The sequence below is a fragment of the Pseudomonas sp. Z2-11 genome (genome assembly GCF_054161305.1).
Map to the genome: position 1 here is coordinate 4,321,772 of NZ_CP096395.1, position 13,805 is coordinate 4,335,576.

Sequence of the window (13,805 nt, forward strand, 5' to 3'; positions counted from 1 at the left end):
TCACAACTCGAACCGCAGCTCCGGCCAGATCGGCGAGGTACCGCGCTTCTGCGATTCCAGGATCGCCCGGCACAAGGAACAGAGGCGATGGTCCTGGAAAATCCTGCGGTCGACGGCCGACCAGCGTGGCTGCGCCGGCAAAAGACTGCCGCAAAGGGTCCGGTCGGCCGAGCCGCCGAGCTCCAGCTGCCGGGTCACCAGATGCACCCGCACTTCCTGGCAGGCGAACAGATCCAGCTGTTCGTCAGGCTCGATCAGTTGGTAGGCAAACAGGGACCAGGCGGGACGCGGCATCGGGGGCTCCAAATCGGGGGCGCCACATTAGCCGAAAGACCGCCTGTAGAAAAGCGTCAAAGCAGCGGTTTCAGCGTCGGCCAGACATTTTCCAGCAACTTGCCCTGGGCCGCGACGGACGGGTGCAATCCGTCGCCCTGCATCATTCCCTGAACGCCGCCGACATCCTTGAGGAAAAACGGCACCAGCGGGACGTTTTTCTCCTCGGCCAAGGTGCTGTAGACCTTCGAGAAAGCCTCGGTGTAGCGTCGCCCATAGTTCGGCGGCAACTGCATGCCCAGCAAAAGCACCTTGGCACCGCTGGCGCGGGAGCTGTCGATCATCGCTGCAAGGTTTTGTTGCAATTGTGTTGGCGGCTGTCCACGCAGGCCATCGTTGCCTCCCAACTCCAGGACCACCAGCTCCGGCTTATGGGCTGCAAGCAGCGTCGGCAGGCGCGCCAGGCCGCCTGCGCTGGTGTCGCCACTGATCGATGCATTGACCACTTTATCGTCGAAACCCTCGGCCTTGAGCCGTTGTTCCAGCAACGACACCCAGCCTTGGCGGGTATCCAGGCCGAAAGCCGCGCTGATACTATCGCCAACGATCAGGACTGTACCCGCCGCTGCGTTCTGGACCATGCACATCAAGGCCAGGCCGGCACTCAAAAACCACACTCGCATCGGATTCTCCATGGGCTCAAGCATTCTCACCGCGAAGGACCTTAGCAAAGTGGTTCCCAGCGCGGAAGGTGAACTGACCATCCTGCACGAACTCAGCCTGGAACTGAACAAGGGCGACAGCCTGGCCATCGTCGGCGCGTCCGGTTCCGGCAAATCCACGCTCCTTGGGCTGCTGGCCGGCCTCGACCTGCCCAGCAGCGGTGAAGTGACACTCGCAGGCCAAGCCCTCAGCGCACTGGACGAAGACCAGCGCGCCCGGGTTCGCGCCGAACACGTCGGTTTCGTTTTCCAGTCGTTCCAACTGCTCGACAGCCTCAACGCGCTGGAGAACGTCATGCTGCCGCTGGAACTGGATGGCCGCAAGGATGCCCGGGAGCGCGCTACACAACTGCTGCAACGGGTCGGCCTCGGCCAACGGCTGACGCATTCGCCACGCCAGCTCTCGGGCGGCGAACAACAACGCGTCGCGATTGCCCGCGCCTTTGCCGCCGAGCCGGACGTGCTGTTCGCCGACGAGCCGACCGGCAACCTCGACAGCCACACCGGCGAACGCATCAGCGATCTGCTGTTCGAGCTGAACAAGGAACGCGGCACCACCCTGGTGCTGGTGACCCATGACGAACGCCTGGCCCATCGCTGCCGGCGCCTGATCCGACTTGAAGCCGGCCTGATGGTCGCGCCCCTGGAGCCTTGATGGCACGCTTGCCCTTGTTGCGCCTGTTCAGCCTTGCCCTGCGCCAGTTGCTGCGCGATGCCCGCGCCGGCGAGTTGCGCGTGCTGTTCTTCGCCCTGCTGGTGGCCGTGGCGGCGAGCACCGCCATCGGTTACTTCGGCGCCCGCCTGAATGGCGCGATGATGATGCGCGCGACCGAATTTCTCGGCGCCGACCTGCTGCTCGAGGGCAGCTCCCCTGCCCGCCCGGAGCAGATCCGCAGCGGCACCGAACTGGGCCTGGAACATGCCCGGGTGGTGGAGTTTTCCAGCGTTGTCGCCACCGACAACGGTATCCAGCTGTCCAGCGTCAAGGCAGCCGATGACATCTATCCCTTGCGTGGGGAACTGAAAAGCGCCCCGGCGCCCTTCGCTCCGGAAGAGACCGGTGGACGACCAGCCCCCGGAGAGGCCTGGGTCGAAGCACGGCTGCTGACGGCGCTGGACCTGAAGATCGGTGACAGCATCGATGTCGGCAACAAGACCGTTCGCCTCAGCCGCGTGCTGACTTATGAGCCGGACCGCGCCGGTAATTTCTACAGCCTGACCCCGCGCGTCATGATCAACCTCAAGGACCTGGACGCCACGGGCGTGGTGCAACCCGGCAGCCGGGTCAGCTATCGCGACCTGTGGCGCGGCCCGGCGTCGGCGCTGCAAACCTATCGCGACCTGGTCAAGCCAGGTCTTGAGCCGAACCAGCGCCTGCAGGACGCTCGCGACGGCAATCGCCAGATCGGCGGCGCCTTGGGCAAGGCCGAGCGCTACCTGAACATGGCCAGCCTGGTGGCGGTGCTGCTGTCCGGCGTTGCCGTGGCCCTCTCCGCCAACCGTTTCGCCACTCGACGCTTCGATGCCAGTGCATTGCTGCGCTGCCTTGGCCTGTCGCGCCGGGAAACCATGGTGCTGTTCAGCCTGCAACTGGCCGTGCTGGGCCTGTTGGCGAGCATCAGCGGTGCGCTGCTGGGCTGGGTGGCCCAGTTGGGATTGTTTGCCTTGCTGCATGACTTGCTACCCACCGCCGTCCCCCCGGGTGGCCTGTTGCCGGCGGTCGCCGGGATCGGCACCGGGCTGGTGGCACTGGCGGGTTTTGCCTTGCCGCCGCTCGCCGCACTGGGCCGGGTCCCACCGTTGCGCGTGCTGCGTCGGGACATGTTGCCGATTCCCTCCAGTAGCTGGGTGGTCTACGGTGCGGCCCTCGGTGCGCTCGGGCTGATCATGTGGCGCCTGAGCCTGGACCTGGTGCTGACTTTCGCGCTGCTCGGTGGTGGGGTGATTGCCGCACTGGTGCTCGGCGGACTGCTGTTGCTGGTGCTGCAGAGCCTGCGTCGGATGCTGGCCCGGGCCTCGCTGCCCTGGCGGTTGGGACTCGGTCAGCTGTTGCGCCATCCCTTGGCGGCAGCCGGCCAGGCCCTGGCGTTTGGCCTGATCCTGTTGTCCATGGCCTTGATCGCGCTGCTGCGCGGCGAGTTGCTGGACACCTGGCAAAACCAGTTGCCGAAAAACGCTCCGAACTATTTCGCCCTGAACATCCTGCCCAATGACAAGCAGGCCTTCACCGACAAGCTGATGGCGTTGTCGGCGCAGTCGGCCCCGCTCTACCCCGTGGTACCGGGACGGCTGATCAGCATCAACGGCGAGCCGGCCAAGGAGTTCGTCACCAAGGATTCGGCCGGTGACCGTGCGCTGCAACGCGACTTGAGCCTGACCTGGGCGGCGGAGCTGCCGGCGGGCAACGTCGTCACGGCCGGGAACTGGTGGCCGCAACAGCCACCGGACGATATCCCGGGGGTTTCGGTGGAAGGCAAGGTGGCCGAGAACCTCAAGATCAAACTGGGCGACCGCCTGGTGTTCAACGTCGGCGGCCTCAACCGGGAAGCCAAGGTCACCAGCCTGCGGGAAATCAACTGGGACAATTTCCAGCCGAACTTCTTCATGATTTTCCAGCCCGGTACGCTGAAGGACCTGCCGGCGACCTACCTCACCAGTTTTTATCTGGCTCCCGGCCATGACCAACAGATCGTCGACCTGTCCCGCGCCTTCCCGGCCGTGACGATCCTGCAAGTCGAGGCGTTGCTCGAACAACTGCGCAGCATCCTGGCCCAGGTGACCCTGGCCGTGGAATACGTATTGCTGTTTGTGCTGGCGGCGGGGATGGCGGTGCTGTTCTCCGGCTTGCAGGCCACCCTCGACGAAAGGATCCGCCAAGGCGCGCTGCTGCGTGCCCTGGGCGCCGAGCGGCCGCTGTTGACCAAGGCCCGGCGCATCGAATTCGGCCTGTTGGGTGCGGTCAGCGGTTTGCTCGCGGCGCTGGGTTCGGAACTGGTCAGCCTGGTGCTCTACCGTTATGCCTTCGACTTGCCGTGGCATCCGCATCCATGGCTGCTGGTATTGCCGCTGGTGGGCGCGTTGCTGATCGGTGCGGCGGGCGTATTTGGCACTCGCCGAGCGCTCAACGCCAGCCCACTGACAGTGTTGCGCGAGGGTTGATAGACTTCGGGCCTCGCCATCACCAGAAGTTGCCATGAGCCGCTATCGTCCACCCCGTACCGCCGGCACCGCGCTGATCACCCCCGAGGGTGAAGCGCGGATGCGCGCTGAACTCCATGAACTGTGGCATGTCCGCCGCCCCCAGGTGACCCAGTCGGTCAGCGAAGCGGCGGCCCAGGGTGATCGCTCGGAAAATGCCGAATACACCTACGGCAAGAAAATGCTGAGGGAAATCGACAGTCGCGTGCGTTTCCTCACCAAACGCCTCGAAGCACTCAAGGTCGTCAGCGAAAAGCCCAGCGACCCGAACAAGGTGTATTTCGGCGCCTGGGTCACCGTTGAGGATGAGGACGGCAAGGAATCGCGCTATCGCATTGTCGGGCCTGACGAGCTGGACCTGAAGCAGAACCTGATCAGTATCGACTCGCCCCTGGCCCGCGCCCTGATTGGCAAGGCGCTGGACGCTGAAGTCAGGGTCCAGGCGCCAACCGGAGAAAAGCTCGTCTACATCGTCGATATCAGCTATCCGTAGCCCGACTCGCCTCAACGGCGAGTGATCAGCCCCTGCCGTGCAACACGGGTCAAGTGCCGGATCATTTCGGCAGCGTCCGCCGCCGTCGGTGACTGGATTACCGCCAGGTCGAAACTGTCATTGGCGAAACGCGCCAGCGATTCACCGTCTTCGACAAACTGGATCAGGAAGGCCGCGGGGCCATGGCTGCGTCGCGGCCAGCCGTCGAGATAACGCAACAGCGTAGGCTGATGGGTACCGCCCAGGAGAATTTTCGGATTGCGTTGCAGCAGGTTCGCCGTGATCGGCGCCAGGCGTACGAGGGGGCTGGGTGCGTTCATTGTGTCGTGTCTCTGCCTCAAAAGTCTGCATGGCAGGTGAGAGGCAACACCGAACCAGCGCTTTAGCGGTATTTCGAAGCCTTGTTTCACGGCTTCTGTCAGTGACTGGATGAGTCACCTGGCGCCCCGCAAGTAGCTGTTTAAATCGGCGCATGAGCGGCATCCTAGAGAAGCTGACTGGCCAGTGTCAAGAATCGACGCGCACAAAAAAGGCCCGTACTGGACGGGCCTTGTTGTCTTGGGCGAGTTATCGACGGGCGATGGCGTTGTCCGCTGACAGTTTGCCTGCACCTTCGATCAACACCGCGATACTGCCGGCCAGCAAAGCCAGGGCAAACTCATAACCGTTGTTGGCCATGAACAGACCGTTGCCGATGTGCACGGAGAAAATCGCCACCAGTGACAGGAAGGCCAGACCCAAAGCCGCCGGGCGCGTCAGCAGGCCGATGATCAAGGCCAGCCCGGCGAAAAACTCGGTGCCACCGGCCAGGGTTGCCATCAGGTAGCCAGGCGTCAGGCCGATGCTGTCCATCCATTGCGCCGTGCCCGCCAACCCGTAGCCGCCAAACAGCCCGAACAGTTTCTGCGAGCCATGGGCGGCAAAAATGACCCCGACGACGATGCGCAGGACAGTCAGGCCGTAGCCGGCGCGGGAAAACAGAACCTTGTTGATGAAAGTGCTCATGAGGTGCATTCCTTGGGAGATGTGTGTTGGGCGCCATATTAATCAAATAATCTTGAGTAAAAAGCGCAAAAAACCCACCAAACCAATCTATAAATTAGATTATTTAGTCGAAGCCACTTTCCACTCTTGCGGCTCCAGGGATTCACGCTCTCGATCAAACGCCAGGTAATACTTGTTCACGCTGTTAACGTAGCTGACGGCGCCCATTCCCACCTGCTCCATGGCTATTCGCTCGACCTGGAAAAACCACTGGTCAGGGTTCAAGCCTCGCCGCCGGGCCTCGGCACGCATGCCTTGGACGCGCTCCGGTCCCATGTTGTACGCAGCCAGGACAAACGCCATGCGTTCGCGCTCGTTGAGCTTGGGGCTGGAGAAGAACTTGCGGCGGATCATGGCCAGGTATTTGGCGCCGGCCTGCACATTGGCATCCAGGTCCTGGATGTTGTTGACCCCGACCCGCTGGGCCGCGGACGGCGTGATCTGCATCAGGCCGGTTGGGCCGCTGCCGCTGCGCGCGTTGGGTTGCAAGGCTGACTCCTTGAACGCCAGGGCCGCCAGGTTGAGCCAGTCCATGCCCTGGGCCTGGGCATGTTTTTGCAGCACCGGCCGAAGTTTTTCCAGGCGTTGGCGATTGGCCCGGGCCAGCGGATAGTGAACCTGGTACAAGCGTCGGTAGATACGCAGGAATGCAGCGTCCTGGTTGTCGGGGACTTTATAGGTGGTGAGGAATCGATCAATGCTCGCCCGCAGCATGGCGGCGTCGCGGCGGACGAACCAATACTCGTCGCTCGGCTCGCCGATGAGCACCTGGCGGTCGAAACGCAACTTGGGCAGGATCTTGCCCCAGCGTTCGGCGATGGGCTGTTCGACGATGGTGAGGTGGAAGATCCCACCCTGGACCATCTCCAACACGTCTTCCACCGCCAGGGTGGGATCGACCCATTCGATTTTCACCGGCGGCAACTTGAGCAACGCCAGCTTCTGGTTGATCTGGCTGACCGCATCCCCCGCCGCGCTGCCGTTGGGCAGCGCCAGGGTCTTGCCAGACAATTGCTCCACGCGCGAATAACGCTTTTCGCCCTTGATCCCCACCAGCAGCAACGGCACATCCGTGCGTATCGGCTCACTGGCGCTCACCGCATGGCCGGCTTGTGGCTCAAGCAATTCGCCTGGCGCCACCAGGTCCCCTTCCCCGCGCTGCAGTGCGCCGAGCAATTGATCCTTGGCCTTGGGAATGATTTTGAGGGTGATTTCCTGGCCATCCCGGGCATGACCATTGAGGTACTGTTCGAAGGCCCGCAAGCGATGGTATTCGACACCAATGGGCTGGCCCTGGACTTCACCGGAGCTGTTGCGGCTCTGGTTGACCAACACCTTCAGTACCCGGCTGCTGCGGATCTGCGCCAGGTCACGCACGGTGCCCGGCGCCACCACCTGCAACGGTCCGGGCAGGCGTGCTTCGGCCGCCATTGGCAACAGCAGCGAACAACAAAGCAGTAGCAATACCTGGGGACGAACCATCCACACTCCGGAAGGATGTTGCCGAGCCAACCCGGTGGCAAACCGTGGTTGATTCGGCAAAACAGAGCACCGTGGGGCGCTGAAAAGTGCGAAAGACTGGCACAGCGATGGCATTCCTACCACCCCGACCTGTCTCGTGGTCTCAACAGACAGCCGCAACTCATTGTAGTTCTTGGCTTTTCTTATAAATCTACAGCTCTGGTATGCTTTCCGGCCTTTGGGCCGAGGTAGCACCATGCAACTCATCGATATCGGCGTCAACCTGACCAATACCAGTTTCGCCGAAAAACACCAGGCGGTGCTTGAGCGCGCCTATGCCGCCGGGGTCTGCCAGTTGGTGCTGACCGGCACCAGCATCGAGGGCAGCGAACAGGCCTTCGAACTGTGCCAGCAGCTCGACGAAGACGGGACGCGACTGTTCTCCACCGCCGGCATCCACCCCCACAGCGCCAGCGACTGGACAACTGACAGCGCCAGGCATTTGCACGAGTTGCTCAAGCAGGACCGTGTGCGCGCAGTGGGTGAATGCGGGTTGGATTTCAATCGTGATTTCTCGCCCCGCCCGCTGCAGGAAAAAGTCCTCGAAGAACACCTCGCGCTCGCCGTGGAGTTGCAAATGCCGGTGTTTCTCCATGAGCGCGACGCCGACCAGCGACTGCTGGAGATTCTTCGGGATTTTCGCGACCGATTGCCCGCCGCTGTGGTGCATTGTTTTACCGGTGAGAAAAAAGCGCTGTTCAGTTACCTGGACCTGGACTTGCACATCGGCATCACCGGATGGATCTGCGATGAGCGCCGAGGCACACATCTGCATCCGTTGGTGCGGGAAATTCCCCGCGGCCGGCTCATGCTCGAAAGCGACGCCCCGTATCTGCTGCCCCGCACCCTGCGCCCCAAGCCCAAGAACGGTCGCAATGAGCCGGCCTATCTGACAGACGTATTGCGTGAAGTAGCCTTGCACCGGGGCGAAAGCGAGGAAGACCTTGCGGCCCACAGCACGGCGTGTGCCCGTGCGTTTTTCGGCTTGCCGGTGATTTCCTGACCGGAATGGGCCCCTGTGGGAGCGAGCCTGCTGGCGAAAGCGGTCTGTCAGTCAGATTATCTGCAGTAGATCAATCGCCTTCGCGAGCAGGCTCGCTCCCACAAGGGTTCCCTGGTATCCATTGACCCACATCAAAACCCCGCCCCCTGAATAGCAGCAGAATACTGGCACCTTGCCAAAACTGTTTCCGCTATCAGAGAAGACCTTCCATGGGTGCCTGGCTTAGCAATATCTCGCTGAAGTACAAATTCTGGGCGGTCAATGCGGTCGCCTTTGTCACCACATTGCTGTTGGTGCTTTATGCCATGCACCTTGAACAGCAGGTCCGAGGGGTCAGCCTGGGCCAGGTGTTCGGCGAACGCTTCAACCAGTATGCCGTGGCAGTATTCGTGCTGATGCTGGCGATGTTGGGAGCATCGCAGCTATTGATCCGCTTTCTCCTCAGTCAGCTCAACACGTTGAAAGACGTGATGCTGCATGTGGAGAAAAGTGGTGACCTGTCCGCCCGCGTGCCCTTGGCCTGCGAGGACGAAGTGGGCCAGATGGCCGCTGCGTTCAATGCCATGCAAGCTGGCTACCAGCGGGTGGTGGACACCGTTGCCAGCACTGCTCGGCAGCTGGATAGCGGTGCGACGCGCCTGGCTTCGAGCATGAACGATGTGCGCCAGGGTATGCTCGGCCAGCAGAGCGAAACGGATCAGGCCGCCACGGCCATCAATGAGATGACCGCCACGGTCTATCACATCGCCCAGCACGCCGGCGCCACCCGCGACCTGTCGAAAACCACGGATATCCTGGCGGGTAACGGACGGCAAGTGGTCAGTCGCGTGCAGCAATCGATCACCGGGCTGTCCACTGGCGTGCAGCAGACCGCCGAGATGATCCAGCGCCTGGCCGAAGACAGCCAGAAGATCAACGGTGTGGTCAACGTGATCCACAGCATCGCCGAGCAGACCAACCTGCTGGCACTCAACGCCGCCATCGAAGCGGCGCGAGCCGGCGAAATGGGCCGGGGTTTCGCAGTCGTGGCCGACGAGGTCCGCAACCTCGCCAAGCGGGTCCAGACCTCGACCGACGAGATTACCGCCATGGTGTCAGCCTTGCAGGCAGGCACTCGCGATGCGGTGGAGTTCATGCAGGAAAGCTCGCACAAGGCCGACGATTGCGTGCAACAGGCTTGCGAGGCCGGCGACGCGTTGCTGCAAATCACCGAGGCGGTGGCGCAGATGCGCGAGAGCAACACGCAGATCGCGGTCGCCGCCGAACAGCAAAGCCAGGTGGCCGAAGACATGAACCGCGCCGTAGTGAGCATCCGCGACGTGACCGAAAATACCGTGCGCCAGACCGTGGATTCGGCCACCACCAGCGATGAGCTGGCGACGCTGGCGGGTGAGTTGAACAAGGCGATTGGGCAGTTGAAGCTGTAATTCCGGATCTGCTGCACAGCTATTGTGGCGAAGGAGCTTGCTCCCGCTAGGCTGCGCAGCGGCCCCAGGATTTTACGGTCGCTGCGCAACCGAGCGGGAGCAAGCTCCCTCGCCACAAGAGCGGGTTCTCCTCACAAAGGAAGCCTTCATCATCAGGGCTGGCCCCATCCCAACAGCCTTATGCCTATGACGCCTATCGTTACGATAGCCAACCGTGATTCGCCGCCCTGCCTGGCCCGGCCTATTCTTGGGTTATTCGGATTTCACGGACTCAAGGACAAAGCATCATGGGCAAACGTCACCCCAACCTTCCGGCCTGGCAATGGCGCGCCTACCCCGAGAATCACCGCCACCCGACCAACCTGGTGTTGCATCTGATCGCGGTGCCGCTGTTCATTGTCGCGTTTCTGTTGATTGTCTCGGGCGGTTTCAGCCTGAGCCTGGGCGATGTCGCCATCGGCGTGATCGGTGTACTCGCCGCACTCGGATTGCAGCGCCATGGCCATGATCTTGAGGCGCAGGCCTCAGAACCTTTCAGCGATCGCAAGGACGCCATGTCGCGCCTGCTGGTGGAACAATTCCTGACCTTCCCACGCTTTTTCCTCAGCGGCGGATGGTGGCGCGCCTGGCGGGATCGCCACCGTCACTGAATCGCCGTAACGCCTCAGCCGAAAATCGTCACCGTCTGCCGGCTCATGGCGATCAAGCGGCCATCGGCGCTCCAGAACTTCGCCGCGACATGGCCATACCCATCCTGGGCGTGCTCGATCTCGGCCAGGTACTGGCACCAATCCAATGTCGTGAGCTCAAGCAATGGCTGGACGAACTCGATGGTCCAGGTCAGCGTGCTGCCCGGTGCCATTTGCGTCAGGTGAGGCAACAACGCCGGCGGCCAGGCGTCCACCAGCGCCAGGATATGGCCTTCGTTCAGCGACTCCTCTTTCACATCACCACGCAAGCGCACCCAGCCGCCCATGCTTCGGGATTTGTTACCGGAAAACGGCAGGCCGCCGACGCTCCAGCGCATCGCCAGATGCCGCATGAATTCCGGTGTCCCGCCTTTGATGTAGGGCAGTTCCTGGCATTGCTCGACGTCCTTGAACGGTGGCGCGGGATCAGCCTGTACCGCCACCACCGAGTTTCGCGATGCGCCAAAGCTGCCTTGTACCACGGTCACCACCTGGCCTTTCTGCACAGCGCGCCCCAGCACCTGGCTGACAGCCTTGCCCTCACGCAATATATCGACCTCGAAACTGACCGGGACATCCGGTTCGACCGGGCCGACAAAGGTGATCGCCAGCGAGCGCACCGGGCGATCGGCCGGAACCCGGGCACGCATCGCCTCGTATTGCAGCGCCGCCACCAGGCCGCCAAAACTGGCCCGGCCCTGACCCCACTCAGGTGGAATGGTGACGGCGCCTGGCTGATGACGCACGGCATCGATCAAATCGGAAAAGCGCATGGCAACCTCGAAAAGATGGGAAAACGATGATGGATATTAACTATCCCGAGCGGGCAGTACAGCGCTCATTCCGGCCAAAGAGGCTGACAGAAAAGCCGTGGGTTCTGAATACTCCTCAATTCCCTGTGGGAGCGAGCTCGTGTGGGAGCGGGCTTGCTCGCGAATGCGTTGGGCCAGTCACCACTGTGCTTGCTGATCCGCCGCTTTCGCGAGCAAGCCCGCTCCCACAAGGATTACGCAGGAGTCAGGATTTCTCGAAGCAGCTTACGAGGAGTTTTTCGAGTACCCGGTCGGACTTGGCCTCGGCCTTTTCCATGGTGATCCGCCAGACCGGTACGCAGGCCCGCAAGTCGGCTTCCTGCTCGGCACGCGCCAGCCATTGCCAGCAATCATGCCAATCGCCCAACGCGCCTTGGGCGGCCTTGAGTCGGGGCATAGCCGCTTCCGGCAGGCGGTCGAGTTCGGGATAGGCTTCGATGGCATAACGCACGCGCTTGATCAGCAGGCGCAGTCGGTGGCGGTCGTGAGCCGGATCGCGCAAGGCTTCGCCGAGCTTTTTCCATTGTTTGTCGAGGCGCTTTTCGACACGTTTGCGCAACCCTGCAAGCAGACCCTGGCGCTGGGCAGCGCGGATGAAGCGTGGGAACGCATCGAGGATCATCAGCAAATGCGCCAACTCCGGACTGCTGGCCACGGCGGGATAGGCCTCGGCCATTTGCAGCTGGCGTCGCTGCGCGGCCTCGGTCTTGCCGTGCTGCTGAAGATAAGCTGCCAGCACCTCACGGTCGCGCAAGGGGGTAGTCAGGCTGCCGACTGCCGATGCGGCTGTCTCCAACTGCTCGACGCCGGGCAACCCGCGCAGCGGACGAAGCAGGCTGCGCAGACGGCGGACGGTGGTCCGCAGGTCATGCAAAGCTTCGCTGTCGGTATGGGCATTCAAGCGGGCCTGACAGGCCAGCAGGCGGACTTCCAGGCCCAGGATCCGGGACACCAGCCGATCAATCATCGGGCGTACTCCGTACGCAGCTTCGAGTTTCGAGCCACAAGCCGCAAGAAAAAGCAGTTTCGCTTCTGCTTACAGCTTGCAGCTCGCCGCTGTGTTTATCGCCCCGCGCGGGATTCGCGAATGTAGAAACGCGCCTTCTCGGCTTTCTTGGCGCAGCCCTCGAAAGCTTCGAATTGCTGCTGGGTCTTGGCCCCGGTCAGCAATGAAAGAGCCTTGGAGTAGCTGACGGTGCCAGCGAAGCCTTCGGCCTTGGCCAGGTCAAGTTCGCGCCACGCGCTGTCGAGCTGGCTGCCGCAACTGTCGCGGTAAGCGGTCTTGCCGGCACAACCGGCCAGGGCCAGAACCATCAGGGACGCCACCAGGGGCAGGCAGATCCGGGCTTTCATCGATAACACCTCAAGTCAGGTCAACAGTCGTGCTGGTAAGACGGTTTCGCCGGCAAAAAGTGCCTCGGCGCGGCCGCTATATTCAAGTGGGCACGAGCATACGCAAATGCTGCTGCGACGTGTCAAAAAACGACGCCTGCGCCACAGCGATTGAGCCGGCCCGTCGATGAGTGCATTGTTGAGGTCTGTTCTACAAGAGGCCTGCTCATGACAAAACGTGTCGCATTGGTATTGGGCTCGGGCGGCGCCCGGGGCTATGCCCATATCGGAGTGATCGAGGAAATCGAACGACGCGGCTATGACATCGCCTGTATCGCCGGCTGTTCCATGGGGGCGGTCGTAGGCGGGATCTACGCGGCGGGCAAACTCGAAGACTATCGCAACTGGATCGAAAGCCTCGACTACCTGGATGTGCTACGGCTGGTGGATGTCAGCTTTCGCCTTGGGGCCATTCGCGGCGAAAAAGTCTTCGGGCAGATCCGCAAGATCGTCGGCGAGCTCAATATCGAAGACCTGCGCATTCCCTACACGGCGGTGGCCACCGACCTGACCAACCAGCAGGAAATCTGGTTCCAGGAAGGTTGCCTGCACCAGGCGATGCGCGCCTCGGCGGCGATTCCCAGCCTGTTCACCCCGGTGATGCAAGGCAACCGCATGCTGGTGGATGGCGGCTTGCTCAATCCGCTGCCGATCGTGCCGGTGGTGTCGAGCCATTGCGACCTGATTATCGCGGTCAACCTCAACGCCACCAACCAGAAGCAATACCGGTTGCCCGTGATCCAGCGCCCCGCCGCGTTCCGGCGACGCTTCGACACTCTGGTCAGTTCCCTCGGCTCAAGGCTGCCGTTTCGCCGCAAACAAGCCGAGCAACTGTTGCTGTTGGAACAGGAAGCGCTGAAGGCCGAGGCGGCCGATATCAACCCATGGCTCGATTCCGCCGAGCCGGAAGGCCAGCAACCGGCCGCCGCGCCGGAAATCGAAGGCGCGCCGAAATCCGCCACCGGCTCTTTCATCATCGATAACGTCGGACCGGCCTCGTTGCTCGATCTGATCAACCAGAGCTTCGAGGTGATGCAGACTTCGCTGGCCCAATACAAGATCGCCGGCTACCCGCCGGATGTGCTGATCAACGTGCCAAAACGGGTGTGCCGGTTCTTCGAGTTCTACAAGGCACCGGAGCTGATCGCGCTGGGACGGGAGATAGCCAGCGATACGCTGGATCGGTATGAGAGCGAGCAGAGCTAACAATCGCAAGACTCCCGTGGCGAGG

General features: G+C 62.2%; 15 protein-coding genes. 7 read left to right on the forward strand and 8 right to left on the reverse strand.

The window, feature by feature from the left end; translation table 11 throughout:
• Complete coding sequence (locus tag M1E16_RS19085; RefSeq protein WP_024776677.1) at window positions 1-294, reverse strand: hypothetical protein; 294 nt, start codon at window positions 292-294, stop codon at window positions 1-3.
• A gap of 56 nt (window positions 295-350) precedes the next feature.
• Complete coding sequence (locus M1E16_RS19090; protein WP_434629432.1) at window positions 351-956, reverse strand: arylesterase; 606 nt, start codon at window positions 954-956, stop codon at window positions 351-353.
• A 10-nt stretch (window positions 957-966) separates the two neighbouring features.
• Here M1E16_RS19090 and M1E16_RS19095 point away from each other — a divergent pair, with 10 nt between their 5' ends.
• From M1E16_RS19095 to greB, 3 genes are read left to right on the forward strand one after another with little or no spacing between them, the layout of a single operon-like run.
• Window positions 967-1,650 (forward strand): ABC transporter ATP-binding protein, encoded by a 684-nt coding sequence (locus M1E16_RS19095; protein WP_305499741.1) that lies wholly within the window; start codon window positions 967-969, stop codon window positions 1,648-1,650.
• On the forward strand, window positions 1,650-4,154 hold the full coding sequence (locus M1E16_RS19100; RefSeq protein ID WP_458128133.1) for an ABC transporter permease: 2,505 nt from the start codon (window positions 1,650-1,652) through the stop codon (window positions 4,152-4,154). Before M1E16_RS19095 ends, M1E16_RS19100 begins: the two co-directional genes overlap by 1 nt.
• A 34-nt stretch (window positions 4,155-4,188) precedes the next feature.
• Window positions 4,189-4,686, forward strand: a complete 498-nt coding sequence (gene greB, locus M1E16_RS19105; RefSeq protein WP_305499739.1) for a transcription elongation factor GreB — start codon at window positions 4,189-4,191, stop codon at window positions 4,684-4,686.
• Window positions 4,687-4,697: 11 nt separating this feature from the next.
• Here the strand turns inward: greB and M1E16_RS19110 are convergent, their stop codons facing one another.
• From M1E16_RS19110 to M1E16_RS19120, 3 genes are all read right to left on the reverse strand, one after another.
• A complete protein-coding gene (locus tag M1E16_RS19110; protein ID WP_434656557.1) occupies window positions 4,698-5,006 on the reverse strand; it encodes a class I SAM-dependent methyltransferase in 309 nt (102 codons plus the stop codon).
• A 247-nt stretch (window positions 5,007-5,253) separates the two neighbouring features.
• Window positions 5,254-5,691: a DoxX family protein gene (locus M1E16_RS19115; RefSeq protein WP_434572789.1), complete on the reverse strand. Its 438-nt coding sequence runs from the start codon at window positions 5,689-5,691 to the stop codon at window positions 5,254-5,256.
• Between the two features lie 99 nt (window positions 5,692-5,790).
• On the reverse strand, window positions 5,791-7,212 hold the full coding sequence (locus tag M1E16_RS19120) for a transglycosylase SLT domain-containing protein (protein ID WP_458128134.1): 1,422 nt from the start codon (window positions 7,210-7,212) through the stop codon (window positions 5,791-5,793).
• Between the two features lie 235 nt (window positions 7,213-7,447).
• Between M1E16_RS19120 and M1E16_RS19125 the strand changes: the two genes are divergently transcribed.
• The 3 genes from M1E16_RS19125 to M1E16_RS19135 all read left to right on the forward strand — a co-directional run bounded on the left by M1E16_RS19125 (window position 7,448) and on the right by M1E16_RS19135 (window position 10,331).
• Entirely contained in the window at window positions 7,448-8,254 is an 807-nt protein-coding gene (locus tag M1E16_RS19125; protein ID WP_458128135.1) for a TatD family hydrolase, read from the forward strand.
• Window positions 8,255-8,463: 209 nt separating this feature from the next.
• Window positions 8,464-9,681 carry a methyl-accepting chemotaxis protein gene (locus M1E16_RS19130; protein WP_434697225.1) on the forward strand — a complete coding sequence of 406 codons (1,218 nt, stop codon included), beginning with the start codon at window positions 8,464-8,466 and terminating at the stop codon, window positions 9,679-9,681.
• A gap of 287 nt (window positions 9,682-9,968) precedes the next feature.
• A complete protein-coding gene (locus M1E16_RS19135; protein ID WP_458128136.1) occupies window positions 9,969-10,331 on the forward strand; it encodes a terminase in 363 nt (120 codons plus the stop codon).
• A 14-nt stretch (window positions 10,332-10,345) separates the two neighbouring features.
• Here M1E16_RS19135 and M1E16_RS19140 read toward each other — a convergent pair whose 3' ends face one another.
• The 3 genes from M1E16_RS19140 to M1E16_RS19150 form a co-directional block, all read right to left on the reverse strand.
• Window positions 10,346-11,143 (reverse strand): acyl-CoA thioesterase, encoded by a 798-nt coding sequence (locus M1E16_RS19140; protein ID WP_434697223.1) that lies wholly within the window; start codon window positions 11,141-11,143, stop codon window positions 10,346-10,348.
• Between the two features lie 244 nt (window positions 11,144-11,387).
• Window positions 11,388-12,149, reverse strand: coding sequence for a CHAD domain-containing protein (locus M1E16_RS19145; RefSeq protein WP_458128137.1), 762 nt, complete (start codon window positions 12,147-12,149; stop codon window positions 11,388-11,390).
• A 95-nt stretch (window positions 12,150-12,244) separates the two neighbouring features.
• Complete coding sequence (locus tag M1E16_RS19150) at window positions 12,245-12,535, reverse strand: hypothetical protein (RefSeq protein WP_014337256.1); 291 nt, start codon at window positions 12,533-12,535, stop codon at window positions 12,245-12,247.
• A gap of 207 nt (window positions 12,536-12,742) precedes the next feature.
• Here M1E16_RS19150 and M1E16_RS19155 point away from each other — a divergent pair, with 207 nt between their 5' ends.
• Window positions 12,743-13,780 (forward strand): patatin-like phospholipase family protein, encoded by a 1,038-nt coding sequence (locus M1E16_RS19155; protein WP_305499728.1) that lies wholly within the window; start codon window positions 12,743-12,745, stop codon window positions 13,778-13,780.
• The last annotated feature ends 25 nt before the right edge of the window (window positions 13,781-13,805 follow it).